Source organism: Streptomyces sp. NPDC029674, from assembly GCF_044903205.1.
Lineage (GTDB): Bacteria > Actinomycetota > Actinomycetes > Streptomycetales > Streptomycetaceae > Streptomyces.
The window spans coordinates 192,865-209,419 of record NZ_JBJDPY010000001.1 but is presented as its reverse complement, the minus strand read 5'-3'; the positions used below and the strand labels follow the sequence as shown (position 1 = coordinate 209,419).

Sequence of the window (16,555 nt, the reverse complement as noted above, 5' to 3'; positions counted from 1 at the left end):
GTCGGGGGCCCCGCTGTCGAACCCCCGTTCACAAGACCCGAACCGCCCTCACGAAAGCCGCGTCGACTCCGCCGTCTCCAGGCGTACGCTCCCGCCGCGCACCGCCCGTGCCTGATCGAGCCGCAGCAGGGCCGAACGGCCGCGCAGCGTCAGGGTCATGAGCTGGTTGCCGAACCAGGGGCCGCCCGTCCTGCGCCAGTCGATGCCCGCCTGCGTCACCCCGCCGTGCCGCGCGAAGCGCCGTCCGAGGGCGCGTCCCACCCGGCTCCAGCCGAAGCGGAAGCCGAGCTTTATGGAGGCGGGGATGGAGTTGTGCACGGGGGAGCAGGTGAGCTGGAGGACGCGGGCCCGCGGCCCCTCGCCCGCGGGCCAGCTCGGCTCGGCGATGTAGGCATGGTGGACGTCGCCGGAGAGCACGCACACCGTCGCGGGGGCCGCCGGACCCGAACCCGCCTCCGTGATCAGCGCGGTGAGCGCTTCGAAGGAGGCGGGGAACGCGGCCCAGTGCTCCAGGTCCGAGCGTCTTCGCAGGTTCTCGCCGAAGCGGGCCCAGCGGTCGCCGCGCTCACCGCGGCACAGCGCCGCGTTCCACCCCTCGGCGTCATGGATGAGGTGGGGGAGGAGCCAGGGCAGGGAGGTGCCGATGAGGAGATGGTCGTACGCGCCGGGATCCGCGAGCGCCTGCTCGCGGAGCCAGTCGGCCTCGGCGGCGTCGAGCATGGCGCGCTCGCCCTCCTCCAGGACGCGGGCCGCGCGGGTGTCGACCATCAGCAGGCGTACGCGGCCGAAGTCCCGCCGGTAGCTCCAGCGCGCGGTGCCCGGGTCCGTATCGGCCTCGGCGGCGAAGGCGCGCAGCGCGTCCGTGCCGTCGGGGGTCGCGCACACGGAGGCGTAGACGGCGTCGTCCGCCAGTTCCTCGGGCCGCAGATTGCCGAGGTGCTGGTGGACCCAGTACGACATCAGGCCGCTCAGGACGCGCTCGCGCCACCAGGGCGTGGCCCGCATCTCGGCGAGCCAGGCCGCACTGGTGTTCCAGTCGTCGATCACGTCGTGATCGTCGAAGATCATGCAACTGGGAACGGTCGAAAGCAGCCAGCGGACCTCCGGGTCGAGCCAGGATTCGTAGTAGAGGTGGGTGTACTCCTCGTAGTCCGCGACCTGCGCGCCCGGCGGCTCGGAGAGCTCGCGGCGGGCGGCGAGCCAGCGCTGGGTGGCCTTGGAGGTCTGGTCCGCGTACACCTGGTCGCCCAGGAGCAGCAGGACGTCCGGGCGCTCGGCGGCCGGGTCGGCGGCGATGCGGGCGGCGAGGGTGTCCAGGGCGTCGGGCCCCACGGGGTCGTGCTCGCCGGACGGCGGCGCGGCCCACCGGCAGGAGCCGAAGGTGACGCGCAGCTCGTCGTGGCCGTTCGCCGCCGGGGTGCGGATGGTGCTCGCCGGGAAGGGCGAGCCGGGCAGCGGCCAGACGGCGGCCCCCGCGCCGTCGCCGAGCCGCACCTCGTACGCCGTCTCCGTGCCGGGGGTCAGGCCGGTCACCGGGACGAGCGCGTAGTGGTGGCCGCCGACCTGGAAGGTCCGCGCGGAACCGCCCGCGCCGTCCGCGCACCGCACCTCGGCGGTGCAGGGCCGGTCGGCCTCGACCCAGACGGTCGCCGTGGAACCGTCGACGTATCTCAGCAGTGGACCCAGGCGCAGCCGTGCCACAGATGATCACCCTCCTCCGTCGCCCCGTACGGTACGGAACGACGGAGGAGGGCGGGCCGGTTCCGGGACAACCCGTCGGACCCGGCCCGCCCGCAGGCGGTCAGGAATCGTTTCAGCAGCGGTTGAGCAGGGAGGAGAGGGCGCTCTTCTCCTCGGTGTTCACCGACAGCTTGTAGTGGTGCTTCACGTCCACCCACATCCGGGCGTAGAAGCAGTGGTACGAGGTGGTGGGCGGCAGCCACTCCGCCGGGTCCTGGTCGCCCTTGGCCTGGTTGACGTTGTCGGTGACGGCGATCAGCTGGGGCTGGGCCAGGTCGTTGGCGAAGCCCTCGCGCTGCGCGGTGGTCCAGCCGCTCGCGCCGGACTTCCACGCCTCGGAGAGCGGCACGACGTGGTCGATGTCGACGTCGGAGGCGGCGGTCCAGGTGCCGCCGTCGTAGGGGGACTTCCAGGTGCCGGAGGTGGCGGCGCAGCTGGCGTCCTGCTGGACGTTGGTGCCGTCGCGCTTGAGGACGACCTCGCGGGTGTTGCAGGCGCCGGACTGCGTCTTCCAGTGCGGGAACTTGTCGCGGCTGTAGCCGTCGGAGGAGCCCTCGGCCTTGACGGTGAGCTCGCCGAGGTAGGTGCGGGCCGTGGCGGCGCTGACCGGGGCCGGCGGGGCGGCCTCGGCGGAGGTGCCGGTGAGGAGGGTGGCGGCGGCGGCCAGGGCGACGGCCGCGGCGGCGAAGGCGGGCCGGGTGCTTTGACGCGCGTAGACAGTGGGCATGCGAACTCCCTTGATGTGGGGGGGCTGTTGACCGGTGGGGCGGTCAGAGTCGCGGGTCGCGGTTACGGATGGATGTGCGTCTAGTGACAGGGTCGCGTCAAAGAGGTGCCGACTTCAAGGGTTCTGGCGCGGCGTCAAGTGGCTTGCGGGGGACGGAAGTTGCGTACCAGCGCATTTCCCCGCTTCTTCGTGATCCAGGTCACTCCGGCGCGGGCCGGAAGTCCCTGGTCGCGACCCGTGCGCCGTCCCGTACGATGGATCGCGCAGAAGGGGAGTAGCTCTTCGCCGGACCGTCGACATACTGCTCAGCTCGTCTGAGCCGGCGCCCGGAGGCAGGCCCCACGGGGCAGGCCAGCGAGACCTTCGGCAAAGCAGTGCCAGACGTACGCACCCCGTGTACGTCCAGACGTCCACACCCGTGTACGTCCGTGTGCGCTGCCGTGCCGAGGTGTCGTACGCGAAACGGTGGAACACTCTCGGTGGGGCGGCCCCGACCGATTGAGGAACCCTTGATCAGCTTCAGCGTGATGGCGCTCGTCTTCGGCGTCGTCTTCCTGGCCGAGCTGCCGGACAAGACGGCGCTCGCCGGACTCGTCCTCGGCACGCGCTACCGCGCCTCCTACGTATTCGCCGGCGTCGCCGCCGCCTTCGCCGTCCACGTCGTGCTCGCCGTCGCGGCCGGCAGCGTCCTGACCCTGCTGCCGCAGCAGCTCGTCCACGCGCTGACGGGCGTCCTCTTCCTCGGCGGCGCGGCGGTGCTGCTCCTGAAGGGCGGCGACGAGGAGGAAGAGGTCAGGCAGCCCGAGGACCAGAGCTTCTGGAAGGTCTCCGGGGCGGGCTTCATGCTCATCCTGGTCGCCGAGTTCGGCGATCTGACGCAGATCATGACCGCGAACATGGCGGCCCGCTACGACGACCCGCTCTCCGTCGGCCTCGGCGCGGTGCTCGCGCTCTGGGCGGTCGCGGGGCTCGGCATCGTGGGCGGGAAGGCGCTGATGAAGCGGGTGCCGTTGGCGCTCATCACGAAGATCGCGGCGTTGCTGATGCTGGGGCTCGGGGTGTGGAGTCTTTACGAGGCGATCGCATAAGGCGTGCCTCTTTCTGCAGCGGCAGCCCTCACCCTTCCCTCCCCGCTGGCGGTCCTTTTTGCGGGGGTTGACCGGTCTGACCTGCGGCGTTGGCTTTTGCGGCTCACGTTTTGTACCGTGCAGGAACAAAGTGGCTCCGCCCGTACTCCCTGACCGGCGGGCGGGGCTGCCTTGATCTTCCGCTGCCTCTGCGCTCTGGAGCACTCCCGATGACGGAAACGACCGCCGACCCTGTCGCACCCGTTCTGACCACCCGGGCCGTACTCCTCGACATGGACGGCACCCTCGTGAACTCCGACGCCGTCGTCGAGCGCTGCTGGCGGCGCTGGGCCGTGCGGCACGGGCTCGACTTCGACGAGGTCATCAAGGTCGTCCACGGGCGGCAGGGGTACGCCTCCATGGCGGTGCTGCTGCCGGAGCGGCCCATGGAGGAGAACTACGCGGAGAACCGCGAGATGCTCGCCGCGGAGACCGCCGACATGGACGGCGTCGTGCCGGTGCCGGGCGCGCCCGCGTTCATGGCCTCACTGACCGCCCTCCGCCTGCCGCACGCACTCGTGACCTCCGCCGACGTGCCCCTGTCCACCGGGCGGATGGCCGCGGCGGGTCTCGCGCTGCCGGACGTGCGGGTGACCGCGGAGAGCGTGGGCGCGAGCAAGCCGGACCCCGAGGGGTTCCTCAAGGGGGCGGCGACGCTCGGTTTCGCACCGGCGGACTGCGTGGTCTTCGAGGACTCCGAGGCGGGGATACGGGCGGGGCGGGCGGCCGGCATGCGGGTCGTGGGCGTCGGCCCGCGGGCCGCGCGGTTCGAGCCGACGGTGCATGTCGATGACCTGACGGGTGTGGGGGTCGCGGACGCGGGGGACGGGTCGATCCGGCTGACGTTCGGCCGCTGATACGCGCCCTGAGCACCAAGGCGCCCGGGTCCCGCCCGGCTCACGCCCAACTCCCGCCCAGTTTCACGGCTCCCTCGTCTCCGACTCCAGGCTGCGGCGGGTCTCGCGGCCGTACTCGCCGCGAGCGTCGTCCGTGAGGCCTCGGGCCCACTGGTAGCGGGCCACCGCGTCGGTGACCCGGGACGTGTAGGTGCCGTCCCGGTCACCCACGTACAGGTAGAGCTGCGCGAGCCGGTCCTGCAGTTCGGCGACGCGTGCTCCCCTGTCGCCCTCCCGCAACGTCGCGTCGGCCGACTCACGGCGGCGCGGCGGGGACGTCGGGGATGCCGACGGTCCGACCGTTCCCGTCGCGCCGACTGTCGGCGTAGGGGACGGCGCCGAGCGCGTGGGTGTGGGTGAGGGCGGCGGTGCCACGTTCCGTGCGCTCGGTGTGCGCGGTACGACGGAGGGCGTGCCCGGGGGAGACACGGACCCGGACCGCTTCGCCGACGGTGGCGCCGGCTTCGTCGGGTCCGCGTACGCCGACGCCGGGTCGCCCGGCAGCGCCCGGTCCCGGGCCGGCCCGTCCACGGCCGAGGAGAGAAGCCCCATCGCGAACACGGTGACGGCTGCCACGGCCGCCACCGCACCCGCCCCGACGGCCAGCGCGAGGCGGCGGTTGCGGCCCGGCTCCTCGGGTGGGGTGAGCTCGGGCGCAGGGTCCGTTCCCGCGTCCCCGTCCCCGCCCGCGTCGGTGCCCGTGTGCGTATGCGGGGGCGGCACGGGCGCCCCGCCCACCACGCCCTCAGCGAGCGCCGCGGACCCGTCCGCATCAGGATCCGGCAGCGACACATAGGGCCGTATCCGTAGCGGATCGAAATCCTCCGTGGCGGCGGCCGCAACCGACCGTGCGCGAGTCCGGTCGGCGCCAGCGTCGGCCCCCGCCGCGCAACCGCACGCCGGGGCGGCCCCCGGTCCACGCGACGCAGCCTCACGGGCCCCGCAGGCCCCGCACCGCCCGTCGTGTTCCCGCTCGCCCCGTCGTCGTCCCCCGCGCCCTTCGTCCTGTCCGGCCACCGGCCGTTCCTCCCCTCCTGCGCCGGGCGTCCCGCCCGCCCCGAGAGCTTCAGCGATTATGCAGAGCCTCGCTTCAACAGGCCATAACGGGAGACACGGACCACGATGGAAAGGGAAGGCCGTACCGGAGCCAGGAACGCGTCGCGGTGCGGCCCCGACGGACCCCCAGGAGGTGTCCATGTCGCAGGACGTCAGCGCCCGCCCTGCAGGGGAGGGACCCCGCCCCGTCCCGGCCCACGGCGGCAACGGGCATCCCCCCGGCAACGTACTGGTCTCCATCGGCGCACTGCTGCTCGGCATGCTCCTCGCGGCCCTCGACCAGACCATCGTCTCCACGGCTCTGCCGACGATCGTCAGCGAGCTCGGGGGCATGGACCACCTGTCGTGGGTCGTCACCGCGTACATGCTGGCGGCGACCGCCGCGACCCCGCTCTGGGGCAAACTCGGCGACCAGTACGGCCGCAAGAAGCTGTTCCAGACCGCGATCGTGATCTTCCTGGTCGGCTCGGCGCTGTGCGGCATGGCGCAGAACATGCCGCAGCTCATCGGCTTCCGCGCGCTCCAGGGCCTCGGCGGCGGCGGGCTGATGGTGCTGTCGATGGCGATCGTCGGAGACCTCGTGTCGCCGCGCGAACGCGGCAAGTACCAAGGGCTCTTCGGTGCCGTCTTCGGCGCGACCAGCGTCCTCGGCCCGCTGCTCGGCGGACTCTTCACCGAGCACCTCAGCTGGCGCTGGGTCTTCTACATCAACCTGCCCATCGGCGTGATCGCACTCGCCGTCATCGCCACCACGCTGCACATCCCGGTGCGCGCGACCCGGCACACCATCGACTACCTCGGCACGTTCCTCATCGCGTCCGTCGCCACCTGCCTCGTCCTGGTCGCCTCGCTCGGCGGCACCACGTGGGCCTGGGGATCCCCGCAGATCATCGGGCTCGCGGTGCTCGGCGTGATCCTGGCGGTGGCCTTCGTGGCGGTGGAGCGCAGGGCCGCGGAACCGGTGATCCCGCTGAAGCTGTTCCGGATCCGCACCTTCACGCTCTCCGCCGTCATCAGCTTCATCGTGGGCTTCGCGATGTTCGGGGCGATGACCTATCTGCCGACGTTCTTGCAGGTCGTGCAGGGTGTCTCGCCGACGATGTCGGGCGTGCACATGCTGCCGATGGTGGCCGGCATGCTCCTGTCGACGACCGCGTCCGGCCAGATCGTCAGCCGTACGGGCCGCTGGAAGGTCTTCCCGATCGCCGGTACGGCCATCACCACGCTCGGACTGCTCCTGCTCCACCAGCTCGACGAGAACAGCGGCACCGCCGAGATGAGCGCGTACTTCTTCGTCTTCGGCCTGGGCCTCGGCCTGGTCATGCAGGTCCTCGTCCTCATCGTGCAGAACGCCGTCAGCTACGAGGACCTGGGCGTCGCCACGTCCGGCGCGACGTTCTTCCGCTCCATCGGCGCGTCCTTCGGCGTCGCCATCTTCGGCACGGTCTTCACCAACCGGCTCGGCGACAAACTCACCGACGCCCTCGCCGGACAGCAGCTGCCGCCCGGCCTGAGCGTGAGCACCCTGGAGGCCGACCCGCGCGGCATCGCGCGGCTCCCCGCCGACCTCCGCCCCAGCGCCCTGCACGCGTACGCCTCGTCGATCACGGACGTCTTCCTGTACGCGGCGCCGGTCGCCCTGGCGGCCTTCCTCCTCGCCTGGTTCCTGCGCGAGGACAAGCTGCGCGCCTCGGTGACGGCACCCGACCCGACACAGACGCTGGCCAGCAACCCCGTGGAACGCACGTCGTACGAGGAGTGCGCGCGGGCACTCTCGGTGCTCGGCACGCGCGAGGGCCGGCGCGCGGTCTACCAACGGATCACGGAGCGGGCGGGCTACGACCTGCTGCCCGCGTCGAGCTGGCTGCTCCTGCGCGTCGCCCGGCACGGCTCGGTGGAGCCAGGCGTACTCGCCGAGCGCACGACGGTGCCGCTGACCGTCATCACGGCCGCCGCCCGCCAGGTCGAGGAGCGCCGCCTGGCGGAACGGCAGGGCCTGGAGATGATCCTCACCGACCGCGGCCGCGAGGTGGCGGCCGGACTGGCCAAGGCCCGCGAGGAGTCCCTGTGCGAGCTGCTCGGCGACTGGTGGACCCCCGACCGCCCGACCGACCTGGCCCAGCTGGTCAAGGAACTCAGCTCCGAACTGTGCGGCTCGGAGTCGGAGCGCCCGCACAACGGGGCGACAGTGGTGCGGGCGGCGTGACGTGATCACCGAGCGCTCCGGTCGGAGTCAGAGGGCGGCGAGGCCCCACGCGGCGCGGACGTCGGAGATGATGACGCGGGCGCTCTCCGGCGAGATGGACAGCTCCTGGCGCGCTTCGGCGAGCGGCTGCACGCCGTCCCTCCGCGGTGACCTGCCGTCCGCCTCGGCCTTGCGGCGGGTGAACTCGGGAGACGCGAAGATGTCCAGGAGGGTCAGCCCGAAGTAGACGTACGCGCTGGCTTCTTCGAGGAGCGCGAGGGTCGCGTCCGACAGCTCCGGGCTCGCGGGCCACGGCTGGGCGCCGTCGACGGTCCACTGCCGCATGGGCCGCACACGGCGGCAGGCGAAGTCGGTCATGAGCACCTGGGCGTTGTTCCTGTTGGAGAGCGTCGCCCCGGGGTGCTCGGCGCTGTCCGCCGACAGGAGCTTTTCGAGTTCGCCGATGTGGAGCAGCACGGCGGCGGTCCCGGCCGTCCAGCCCGGCTCGTCGGCCAGGAGAACGCGAGTGCTGGCCAGAGCTTCCGCCACCTCGTCGGAAATCATTTCCCGGGCGAGCTGCGCCATTTCGTAGACGTTGGTCTCCTGCTGCACTTCGTCCAGGCGGCGGCCGTACCGGATGAGGTCCCGCGGCACACCCCCGGAGAGTGCGTGGGAGAGACAGGCGTACGGCGCTGTCAGACCCGGGACCCTCTCCTTCAGAATGGCCGCCGATTCGGCGAGCGTGCAGGGGCGCATGTGCAGCACATCGTCGAGTGAGCTCTCGGTGACGTCACGGTGCGGGAGCCCCCGGCGGACGAAAGCGGCACCGACATCCTCGGCGACGGAGATCAGATAGCAGACCCCACGAATGCCGAACACGGCTTTCACCTCGCGGAGAAAGGCGAGAGCCTGCTCCTCGGTCCCCACGCGGTCCAGCTCGTCGATCGCGATGACGACCTTGGCCCGGCGGCGGTAAGACCCGGCCTGCCCGAACCCCGATCCGTACTCCAAGGCGATGTCGCCCAGAATCCGCCGGAATTCGGACACCAGCTCCGGATACGTCAGCGGGGCGAGGGAAAGTGATGTGGTCTGCGAGGCGCCGAGCTTGTCGGGCATTCCCAGACTGACCATGGCGGTGGCGTTCTGGAGGGTGCGCAGCCGGTACAGGTGCTGTTGGCAGCGACGTACGAGATCCGGCGCCCGCCGCCTGTTGCGCTTGTAGGTGAGACGGGACAGGCCCATGCCGACGCAGACGAGAGCGATGCGCGCGGCGTTGTCGTCGTCGAAGAGGAGGGAAACGAGCTCCTCCTGGTCGGTCACCCATTTCACGCCGACGGCACAGCAGATGGCGAGGAGACCGAACCAGAGGAGCGCCTTGATGTCCTCGGAGTCGGAGTCCCGGCCCGCCCTTTCCACAAAGGGTTCTCCTTGTTTCCGCCAGATGATGCGGGCGAGGACGGGGAGGGCGACGAATACGGCGAACAAGTTCGTCAGGCCCGCGTCTTCGTAGAGTTGAGCGGCATTGCGCTGTATGTCCCGGTCGTAGAAGAGCGAGAACACCGAGAGGCCGACCAGGGCGAGGGCCGCGAGCCGGAGCACGATACGTGCCGCACGGACGGCGCCCCTGCGGAACCCCGGCGACTTGCGGCACGACCAGAAGAAAATGCCGGCGACCGTGAGCACCAACGCCGCCACGGGCCGCTCGCCTCGCCAGATCTGCTCCCCGTAGGCGAAGATGCGCTCCCCCTGGTCAGTGATCGTCCGACGCAGACCGGGCCCGTGCTCGGTGACCTTGGTGTCGAACTCCCGCGCCAGAGCGAGCACCAGAAGACCGGCCGAGACGGCGGCGAAGACGAGCCGGCGGACCAGCCGACGCGTCGCCTGCCGTGCGAAGCGCAGCGGGTGTCGGAGCAGGCCCAGCGACGTGAACTCCGGGACCGGGTAACCGTGGCCGTCGATGTAGTCCTCGCAGACCTTCGCGGACAGGTTGAGCAGGAAATCGTGCGGCGTGTACGTCGCGGGAACCTGGACGAGGACGGAGAACGCGGCGTCGTTGGCGGCCTCTTCGAGCAGAGTCGTCTTACCGGTGCCGCGCGGACCGCAGATGGCGATGGTGCCGTCGTCGATCTGGTCGATCTTCCGCTTCAACTGCGCGGAGGCGGCCGAGTCGACGACATAGTCGCGGCTCCGGGCCGAGTAGAGGCCTTGCTTGCTCGTCGGCAGGTACAAGCTGTCCTGGTCCTCGCCGAGGAGTTCCTCGACGATGTCCACGACCATGGGCAGGGTGGCGGTCCGCATCCGCAGCGCCACGGCTCGCCCACGGCTCTCCATGACCGTGTGCGCCCACCGCAGTTCCGTCCAGCGTTTCGCCAGCACGAGCCAGTTGTCGGCGCATGCACGTGCGTCGGAGGAGGTCACGGCGAGCGCGAGACTGAGCAACGTCACGCCGAAAAGCGCCCAGACAACGGCCGACGAGGAGCCGAGGAAGGTATAGAGCAGAAACCAGCCGCAGGCGACCACGGCGCATATCAGACGCCAGTCCCGCAGAGGACGCGCCAGGGCCTCGCTGAGCCCTTCGTCGGCATCCGCCCGGTGTCGCACGGCCTCCCGGTACAGGGAGAGCTGAGAGCCGCACCGACTCAGGACGGCGGACACCCGGGGCGGATGGACGGCGGCACGGCGCACGTTGTACGTACTGGCCGAGGGCCGCTTGTCGACCTTCTTCGAGACCTCCGGACTGGCCAGGGCATGGTCGACGGCATCGGTGTAGAGGGAGCGCTCGGCATCATTGAGCAGCGGGCCGGACCGCAGCGTCTGGCGGTGCGCGTTCCATGCGGGTGCGTTCATTGGCGGCACCCTAACGACGCCGTGCCCCGCACCTGGAACGAATCCAGATGCGGGGCACGCCTGCCGCGGGCCGGGGCGACGACTGTCCCGGCAACGTTCGTACGGGTGCTATTCGCTCTTGGGCGCCGCCTGCTGGACGACCTCGAAGGACCACACCGTGGACCCGCTGGCCGCAGGCTTCGGGCGGTCGCCGCCGCCCTGGTGGGCCGACTTCATCGGGCCCTCCATCCACGCCTGGAACGACTCCTCGTCGCGCCACCGCGTGTAGACCAGGTAGTCGTCGGTGCCCTCGATCGGGCGCAGGAGTTCGAACCACTCGAAGCCGTCGGAGTTCTCGACGGCGCCGGCGCGGGACGCGAAGCGCTTCTCGAGGGTTTCCCGCTGTTCGGCGGGAACGGTCAGTACGTTGATCTTGACTACGCTCATGGGGCCATCCTGCCGCAGTCGCGCCGCGTGTCAGAGGCGGAGCAGGCGCTCCGCCGTCTCGCGGTAGTCGCGCAGGGCCAGGCGGAGCTGTTCCGTGTCGCCGGTCGGGGTGTCGCCGGTGGGGGTGTGGGAGCCGGTGGCGGGCGGGGTGGCGTCGAGGGAGGAGGAAGGGGAGGAAGGGGAGGAAGGGGAGGGCTTGCCTGCGGTGCCTCCGGTGCCTTCCGCCGGGAGGGACTGCCAGCTCGTGCGGAGGGTGCGGCGGCGCTCCGCGAGGGTGTGGGTCAGGTCCGCGATCGTCTCCTCCAGGATGCGGTCGGCGGCCTCGACGGCGGTTCGCGGCTCGTCGACGAAGCCGTTGACGGCGTTCTGGAGGCGCAGCGTCAGCTTGTCGCGTGCGTCGGGCGGGAAGAGAGCGGTGCCGGTGCCGGTGCCGTCAGCCATGCTGAACTCCCTTGTGGGTGATGCCGGTCGAGCGCTTGTGGGTGCCGTGCCTGCCCGAGTGGGCGGCGTCGGCGTCGGCGTGCTGCTCCGACACGAGGGCGTCGAAGAGCGCCCGCGCCTCGATCATGGCCGCGCGCAGTTCCTCGGTGCCGGTGGTGTGGTGGGCGTCGGTGCTGTTCGGCTCCGTGCCCGGCGTGTCGAGCGCCGCGCGGTGCACCTTGCGGTAGCCGTGGACGTGGTGGGCGTGGTGCACGGAGAGCGCGTCGACCTGCTCCTCGTAGTGGCCCGCGTCGGGGAAACCGCGGGCTCCGGCCACCTCGGCGATGAGCCGGTCGGCCTCGATCACGGCCTCGCGGGGGGAGTCGACGAAGCGTTCCTGGGCGACGGTCCAACGTGCCGTGTACTGCTCACGCGCGGCGGGCTCCAGCGGCCGCGTGCGCAGCGAACCGTGCCGCTTCACGCGCTCGCCGAGATCGCGCTCGGCGGCCTTCGTGTCGCCGTCGTGCCGGGCGACCGCGCGGTCGTACTCGGGTCCGAAGCGGCGCCTGAGGCCGCGCCCGCCCGCACCCTGCCGCTTGCGGCTCAGCACGGCGAAGGCGGCGGCGACGAGGACGACGGCGACCACGATCAGAACGATGATCATGACTGTGGACATGGGTGGGTGCCCTTTTCGGCTCGGGGATCGGCCTGGGGCGCGAGGCCCAGGGGGCCTCGACACCCGTTCCTCGAGTCGAGTTGCCCGAAAACGGGCCACCAAACGGTCGGTCCCGGTGCCGCTCCCGCCAGTCGCGGTGGCCCCATTGTCATAGGAGGGCCGTGCGTCCGCCCGGGGAGACGCTTAGGATGCGGCAGCGCGACACACCGGCCGTGTCACACCAACCACGGTCGCGGCGCCCCGAGTCGAAGGAGCGTACCTACGTGCTGGAGCTGACCATGGCCTCGGTGTCCGGGGCGGACGCGGGCGCGACCGCAGGCATGCTCATGGCGGAGGCGCCGAGCGAGCCGGGTGCGGTGCTGCGGGTGGGACGGGACAGGAACGTGTGCCGTCTGGTGACGCCCGACGACTGGCTGTTCGTGTCCCGTACGCATCTGGAGTTCCGGTGCGGGCCCGACGGGGCCTGGTCCGTCAGCTGGCTGCGCGGCTCGAACCCCGATCCGGCCTCCGAGGTGCGGGTGGTGTCGGAGGGCGCGGCGCGGCTGCTCGCGTACGGAGGGGCGGCGGCGCTGTCCCGGGGCGGCTCGGGGGAGATCGTCATCCAGGACAGGGCGGGACCGCGGAGCGTGAACATCGGCTACTACCACGAGGGCTGAGCCGCGGAGGCCGGGCGTCAGGCCAGCACGCGGGCCAGCGCGAAGCCGTCGTATCCCTTGACGCCCACCGTCTGCACCGCCGTGCCGCTCAGCTTCGGGTGCTCGGCGATGAGCCGCAGTGCCTCTCGGGTGCCCAGCACGTTCGGGTCGGTGCTGGAGGAGTCGGTGACGGCGCCGCCCCGTACGACGTTGTCGAGGATGATCAGGCTGCCGGGGCGGGTGAGCCGGAGCGAATGCTCCACGTACCGCGCGTTGTTGACCTTGTCCGCGTCGATGAAGACGAGGTCGAAGGGCTCGGGGCGCGCGGCGAGCGCCGCGAGTGAGTCCAGGGCGGGGCCGACGCGGACCTCGACGAGCTTGTCGAGTCCGGCGCGGGCGAGGTTGCCGCGGGCCACGGTGGCATGCTCGGGCCGGTGTTCGAGGGTGACGAGCCGGCCGTCGGCGGGCAGGGCGCGGGCCAGCCAGATGGTGCTGTAGCCGCCGAGGGTGCCGATCTCCAGGATGCGGCGGGCGCCGTGGACCTGGGCGAGGAGGTGGAGCAGCTTGCCCTGGTTCGGGGCGACGTTGATCCGCGGCAGGCCGGCCGCGTCGCTGTCGCGCAGGGCGGCGGTCAGGGCCTCGTCGGCGGGGGCGAGGAGGCCGGTGAAGTAGTCGTCGACGGAGTCCCACTGCTGCTGGTTCATGTGACTCGCACGTTCCCTTCGGCTGTGTCTGTACGACCGTTTGACTCTCGCATACTGGGAGTCGTGGATCAGGGATGAGAGATCCGGGATCAGCGGGTTCCGGTGACGGGGGAGATGTCGTGGTGTACGGGGGAGCGGTGCGGGGGTTCGCCGAGCGGTGGCTGCCCGAGATGGTGCAGAGCGCCGAGTCCGCCGACGGACCGGGCGACTTCGTGTGCTCGCCCGCCGGTATGTGGCTCGCGCTGGCGTCCGTCGCGGCGGGCGCCCGGGGCGAAACCGCCGACGAGCTGCGGGAGTTGCTGGGCGTCGCCGGGACCGAGGCCGCCCGTGCCGTGACGGACGGCGCGCGGGACCTCGCGGGCACGGATGCGGTGGGCGTCGCCACGCGCGTGTGGAGCCGGGTGCCGGTTCTGCGGGAGTACGAGGAGGCGCTGCCGGGCATCGGGTTCGGCACCATGGGCGTGGACGCTCCCGAAGCGGCGGACGCGTGGGTGCGGAAGGTCACCGAGGGCATGATCGACCGCCTGCCCGTGGTCGTCACGCCGGGCACGCTCCTTTTGTTGGTCAACGCGCTGGCTTTGAAAGCGCGTTGGGAGGACCCCTTCGAGGGGGCGGCCACGCGGGATGCCCTCTTCACGGACGCGGCGGGCGTCGCGCATCGGGTGCCGACCATGCGGCGGGGAGTGGCGTCGGGGGATGCGTGGGTGGTGGACGCGGGCGGGGGCCGAGACGGGGACCTGGGCATGGGCGTCGGTACGGGTGTGGGTGCGCGCGTCGTCGAGATGCGGTGTGCGCGTGCCTCGGGTGACGGGCTGCCTCCCGTACGGGTCCGCTTCGTCCTCGGGGAGCCGGGGGCCGGCCCGGCCGCCGTGCTGCCGCTCGCCTGGGCGCCCCGCGAGCGGCGGTCGGCGATCGACGCCGAGCAGATCTCCATGGCCCTGCCCCGCTTCGCACTGCGCACGCGCACCGAGGCGACCGACCAGCTGGCCGCGCTCGGCGTGCGGTGGGCCATGAGCGACGCGGCCGACTTCTCCGGGATGTCACCGGAGCGGCTCGCGATATCCCAGGTGGTGCAGGAGGCGGTCGTGAAGGTCGCGGAGCGGGGGGTCGAGGCGGCGGCGGTGACGGCTGTGCCGATGCGGCCGGGGGCGGCGTACCGTCCGCGGCGGGTCGAGCGGGTCGCCTTTGACCGGCCCTTTGGGGTTGTCGTGCTCGACGGGGTGGGGGAGGTGCCGTTGTTCGTGGGGTGGCAGGCGGGGGTGCCGGGTGGGGCGTAGGGGGGCCTCCGGCGGTGTCTTCCCCAATCCCGCCCCTTCCCGAAACCGGGGCTCCGCCCCGGACCCCGGCACGTGGCTCGGTGCCCTGGGGCTCCGCCCCAGACCCCGCTCCTCAAACGCCGGAGGGGCTGAATTCCCAAGCCCCCGGCGCCTCGCCGCAGCCGGGGCTCTGCTCCAGACCCCGCTCCTCAAACGCCGGAGGGGCTGAATTCCCAAGCCCCTGGCGCCTCGCGCAGCCGGGGGGCTGAATTTCCCAAGCCCCCGGCGCCTCGCGCAGCCGGGGCTCCGCCCCAGACCCCGCTCCTCAAACGCCGGAGGGGCTGGAATTGCACACCGGAGGGGCTGAGATCCCGCCTACTTCGAACCCCTCAGCGCCCTCGCCTCCTCCTCCGTCTCCACCGCCGGCGGCGACCCCGGCAGCGGGCTGCGGGCCGATTCCGTCATGTACCAGACGGCGATGCCGCCCACCACGGCCGCCGCCATCATGTAGTACGCGGGCATCATCTTGTCGCCCGTCGCGCCGATCAGTGCCGTCACGACCAGGGGGGTCGTGCCGCCGAAGACCGAGACGGAGATGTTGAAGCCGATGGAGAGGGAGCCGTAGCGGACCTTGGTGGGGAAGAGGGCCGGGAGGGCCGACGGCATGGAGGCCGTGAAGCAGACCAGGAGCATGCCGAGGGCGCCGAGGCCGAGGGCGATCGCCCACAGGGAGCCGTCGCGGATCAGGAGCAGGGCGGGGACGGAGAGCAGGAGGAAGCCGGCGCAGCCCGCGGCGATGACCGGGCGGCGGCCCACGCGGTCCGTGAGCGCTCCCATGAACGGCTGGGCGCACATCATGAGCGCCATGACGGCCAGGATGACGAGGAGGCCGTGCGTCTCGTCGTACTTGAGCTCGCTGGTCAGGTAGCTCGGCATGTACGACAGCAGCATGTAGTCGGTGACGTTGAAGACCAGGACGAGGCCCATGCAGAGGAGGAGGGCCTTCCACTGGCCCGTGACCATGTCGCGCAGGCGTACCTTCGCGCGGGTCTGCTCGTCCTTGTGGGCCTTCTCCAGTTCGGCGGCGAACGCCGGGGTCTCCTCCAGCTTCATGCGGAGGTAGAGGCCGATCAGGCCCATCGGGCCCGCGATCAGGAACGGGATGCGCCAGCCCCAGGAGAGCAGGTCGTCGGAGGAGAGCAGGGCTGTCATGAGGGTGACGAGGCCCGCGCCGCCTATGTAGCCCGCCAGCGTGCCGAACTCCAGCCAGCTGCCGAGGAAGCCGCGCTTCTTGTCGGGGGCGTACTCGGCGATGAAGGTGGAGGCGCCCGCGTACTCGCCGCCCGTGGAGAAGCCCTGCACCAGGCGGGCCGCGAGGAGCAGCACCGGTGCCCAGACGCCGATCGACGCGTAGGAAGGGATCAGGCCGATCGCGAAGGTGCCCGCCGCCATCATGATCATGGTGAGGGCCAGCACCTTCTGGCGGCCCACGCGGTCGCCCAGCGGGCCGAAGATCATGCCGCCCAGCGGCCGGATCAGGAAGGCCGCGGCGAAGGCGCCGAAGGTGGAGAGCAGCTGGGCCGTCGGGTTGCCCGAGGGGAAGAAGACCTTGCCGAGGGTGACGGCGATGTAGCTGTAGACACCGAAGTCGAACCACTCCATCGCGTTGCCGAGGGCGGCCGCCTTCACCGCGCGCTTGACCATCGCGGGGTCGGTGACGGTGACGGCGGTGACGGAGCCGTCCTGGGCCGCTCCCTCCCGGGGCTCGGGCAGACGGCCCGACCGGCGTACTGCGACGGGTGTGGCGCTCGCCAAGGGTTCGCTCGCCTCTTTCGGTCGACGACAAGGACAAGGCCGCAC

The 16,555-nt window shown here is 71.5% G+C and carries 14 protein-coding genes; 5 read left to right on the top strand and 9 right to left on the bottom strand.

Going from position 1 to position 16,555, the window contains the following annotated elements:
- Positions 1-48: 48 nt before the first annotated feature.
- Positions 49-1,701, bottom strand: a complete 1,653-nt coding sequence (locus ACI2L3_RS00875) for an alkaline phosphatase D family protein (RefSeq protein WP_404750149.1) — start codon at positions 1,699-1,701, stop codon at positions 49-51.
- Between the two features lie 112 nt (positions 1,702-1,813).
- A complete protein-coding gene (locus tag ACI2L3_RS00870; protein WP_404750148.1) occupies positions 1,814-2,467 on the bottom strand; it encodes an HNH endonuclease family protein in 654 nt (217 codons plus the stop codon).
- Positions 2,468-2,976: 509 nt separating this feature from the next.
- Between ACI2L3_RS00870 and ACI2L3_RS00865 the strand changes: the two genes are divergently transcribed.
- Together ACI2L3_RS00865 and ACI2L3_RS00860 are read left to right on the top strand one after the other, a co-directional pair.
- Positions 2,977-3,555 (top strand): TMEM165/GDT1 family protein, encoded by a 579-nt coding sequence (locus ACI2L3_RS00865; protein ID WP_404750147.1) that lies wholly within the window; start codon positions 2,977-2,979, stop codon positions 3,553-3,555.
- Between the two features lie 209 nt (positions 3,556-3,764).
- Positions 3,765-4,451: an HAD-IA family hydrolase gene (locus ACI2L3_RS00860; protein WP_404750146.1), complete on the top strand. Its 687-nt coding sequence runs from the start codon at positions 3,765-3,767 to the stop codon at positions 4,449-4,451.
- Between the two features lie 63 nt (positions 4,452-4,514).
- Here the strand turns inward: ACI2L3_RS00860 and ACI2L3_RS00855 are convergent, their stop codons facing one another.
- Positions 4,515-5,282 carry a peptidoglycan-binding protein gene (locus ACI2L3_RS00855; protein WP_404750145.1) on the bottom strand — a complete coding sequence of 256 codons (768 nt, stop codon included), beginning with the start codon at positions 5,280-5,282 and terminating at the stop codon, positions 4,515-4,517.
- Between the two features lie 403 nt (positions 5,283-5,685).
- Here ACI2L3_RS00855 and ACI2L3_RS00850 point away from each other — a divergent pair, with 403 nt between their 5' ends.
- On the top strand, positions 5,686-7,752 hold the full coding sequence (locus ACI2L3_RS00850; RefSeq protein ID WP_404750144.1) for a DHA2 family efflux MFS transporter permease subunit: 2,067 nt from the start codon (positions 5,686-5,688) through the stop codon (positions 7,750-7,752).
- A gap of 27 nt (positions 7,753-7,779) precedes the next feature.
- On the opposite strand, the gene ACI2L3_RS00845 is transcribed toward ACI2L3_RS00850, so the two are convergent.
- From ACI2L3_RS00845 to ACI2L3_RS00830, 4 genes are all read right to left on the bottom strand, one after another.
- Complete coding sequence (locus ACI2L3_RS00845) at positions 7,780-10,578, bottom strand: hypothetical protein (protein WP_404750143.1); 2,799 nt, start codon at positions 10,576-10,578, stop codon at positions 7,780-7,782.
- A gap of 108 nt (positions 10,579-10,686) precedes the next feature.
- Entirely contained in the window at positions 10,687-11,004 is a 318-nt protein-coding gene (locus ACI2L3_RS00840) for an antibiotic biosynthesis monooxygenase family protein (protein ID WP_404750142.1), read from the bottom strand.
- Positions 11,005-11,034: 30 nt separating this feature from the next.
- Positions 11,035-11,445 (bottom strand): hypothetical protein, encoded by a 411-nt coding sequence (locus ACI2L3_RS00835; RefSeq protein ID WP_404750141.1) that lies wholly within the window; start codon positions 11,443-11,445, stop codon positions 11,035-11,037.
- Positions 11,438-12,100 (bottom strand): hypothetical protein, encoded by a 663-nt coding sequence (locus ACI2L3_RS00830; RefSeq protein ID WP_404750140.1) that lies wholly within the window; start codon positions 12,098-12,100, stop codon positions 11,438-11,440. Before ACI2L3_RS00830 ends, ACI2L3_RS00835 begins: the two co-directional genes overlap by 8 nt.
- 263 nt (positions 12,101-12,363) lie before the next feature.
- On the opposite strand from ACI2L3_RS00830, the gene ACI2L3_RS00825 reads away from it, so the two are divergent.
- Entirely contained in the window at positions 12,364-12,756 is a 393-nt protein-coding gene (locus ACI2L3_RS00825; protein ID WP_404750139.1) for a hypothetical protein, read from the top strand.
- Between the two features lie 17 nt (positions 12,757-12,773).
- Here ACI2L3_RS00825 and ACI2L3_RS00820 read toward each other — a convergent pair whose 3' ends face one another.
- A complete protein-coding gene (locus tag ACI2L3_RS00820) occupies positions 12,774-13,439 on the bottom strand; it encodes an O-methyltransferase (RefSeq protein WP_404750138.1) in 666 nt (221 codons plus the stop codon).
- A gap of 74 nt (positions 13,440-13,513) precedes the next feature.
- On the opposite strand from ACI2L3_RS00820, the gene ACI2L3_RS00815 reads away from it, so the two are divergent.
- Positions 13,514-14,716, top strand: coding sequence for a serpin family protein (locus tag ACI2L3_RS00815; protein WP_404750137.1), 1,203 nt, complete (start codon positions 13,514-13,516; stop codon positions 14,714-14,716).
- A 354-nt stretch (positions 14,717-15,070) separates the two neighbouring features.
- Here the strand turns inward: ACI2L3_RS00815 and proP are convergent, their stop codons facing one another.
- The gene (gene proP / locus ACI2L3_RS00810; protein WP_404750679.1) at positions 15,071-16,468 is read right to left on the bottom strand and encodes a glycine betaine/L-proline transporter ProP; all 1,398 of its coding nucleotides are present in this window, start codon (positions 16,466-16,468) and stop codon (positions 15,071-15,073) included.
- Positions 16,469-16,555: the final 87 nt, after the last annotated feature.

Bases quoted from the DNA above. Each gene is read 5' to 3' on its own strand.
- ACI2L3_RS00835 (WP_404750141.1), bottom strand. From the start codon at position 11,445: ATGGCTGACGGCACCGGCACCGGCACCGCTCTCTTCCCGCCCGACGCA.
- ACI2L3_RS00820 (WP_404750138.1), bottom strand. From the start codon at position 13,439: ATGAACCAGCAGCAGTGGGACTCCGTCGACGACTACTTCACCGGCCTC.
- ACI2L3_RS00870 (WP_404750148.1), bottom strand. From the start codon at position 2,467: ATGCCCACTGTCTACGCGCGTCAAAGCACCCGGCCCGCCTTCGCCGCC.
- ACI2L3_RS00840 (WP_404750142.1), bottom strand. From the start codon at position 11,004: ATGAGCGTAGTCAAGATCAACGTACTGACCGTTCCCGCCGAACAGCGG.
- ACI2L3_RS00815 (WP_404750137.1), top strand. From the start codon at position 13,514: ATGAGAGATCCGGGATCAGCGGGTTCCGGTGACGGGGGAGATGTCGTG.
- ACI2L3_RS00860 (WP_404750146.1), top strand. From the start codon at position 3,765: ATGACGGAAACGACCGCCGACCCTGTCGCACCCGTTCTGACCACCCGG.
- ACI2L3_RS00830 (WP_404750140.1), bottom strand. From the start codon at position 12,100: ATGTCCACAGTCATGATCATCGTTCTGATCGTGGTCGCCGTCGTCCTC.
- ACI2L3_RS00850 (WP_404750144.1), top strand. From the start codon at position 5,686: ATGTCGCAGGACGTCAGCGCCCGCCCTGCAGGGGAGGGACCCCGCCCC.
- ACI2L3_RS00845 (WP_404750143.1), bottom strand. From the start codon at position 10,578: ATGAACGCACCCGCATGGAACGCGCACCGCCAGACGCTGCGGTCCGGC.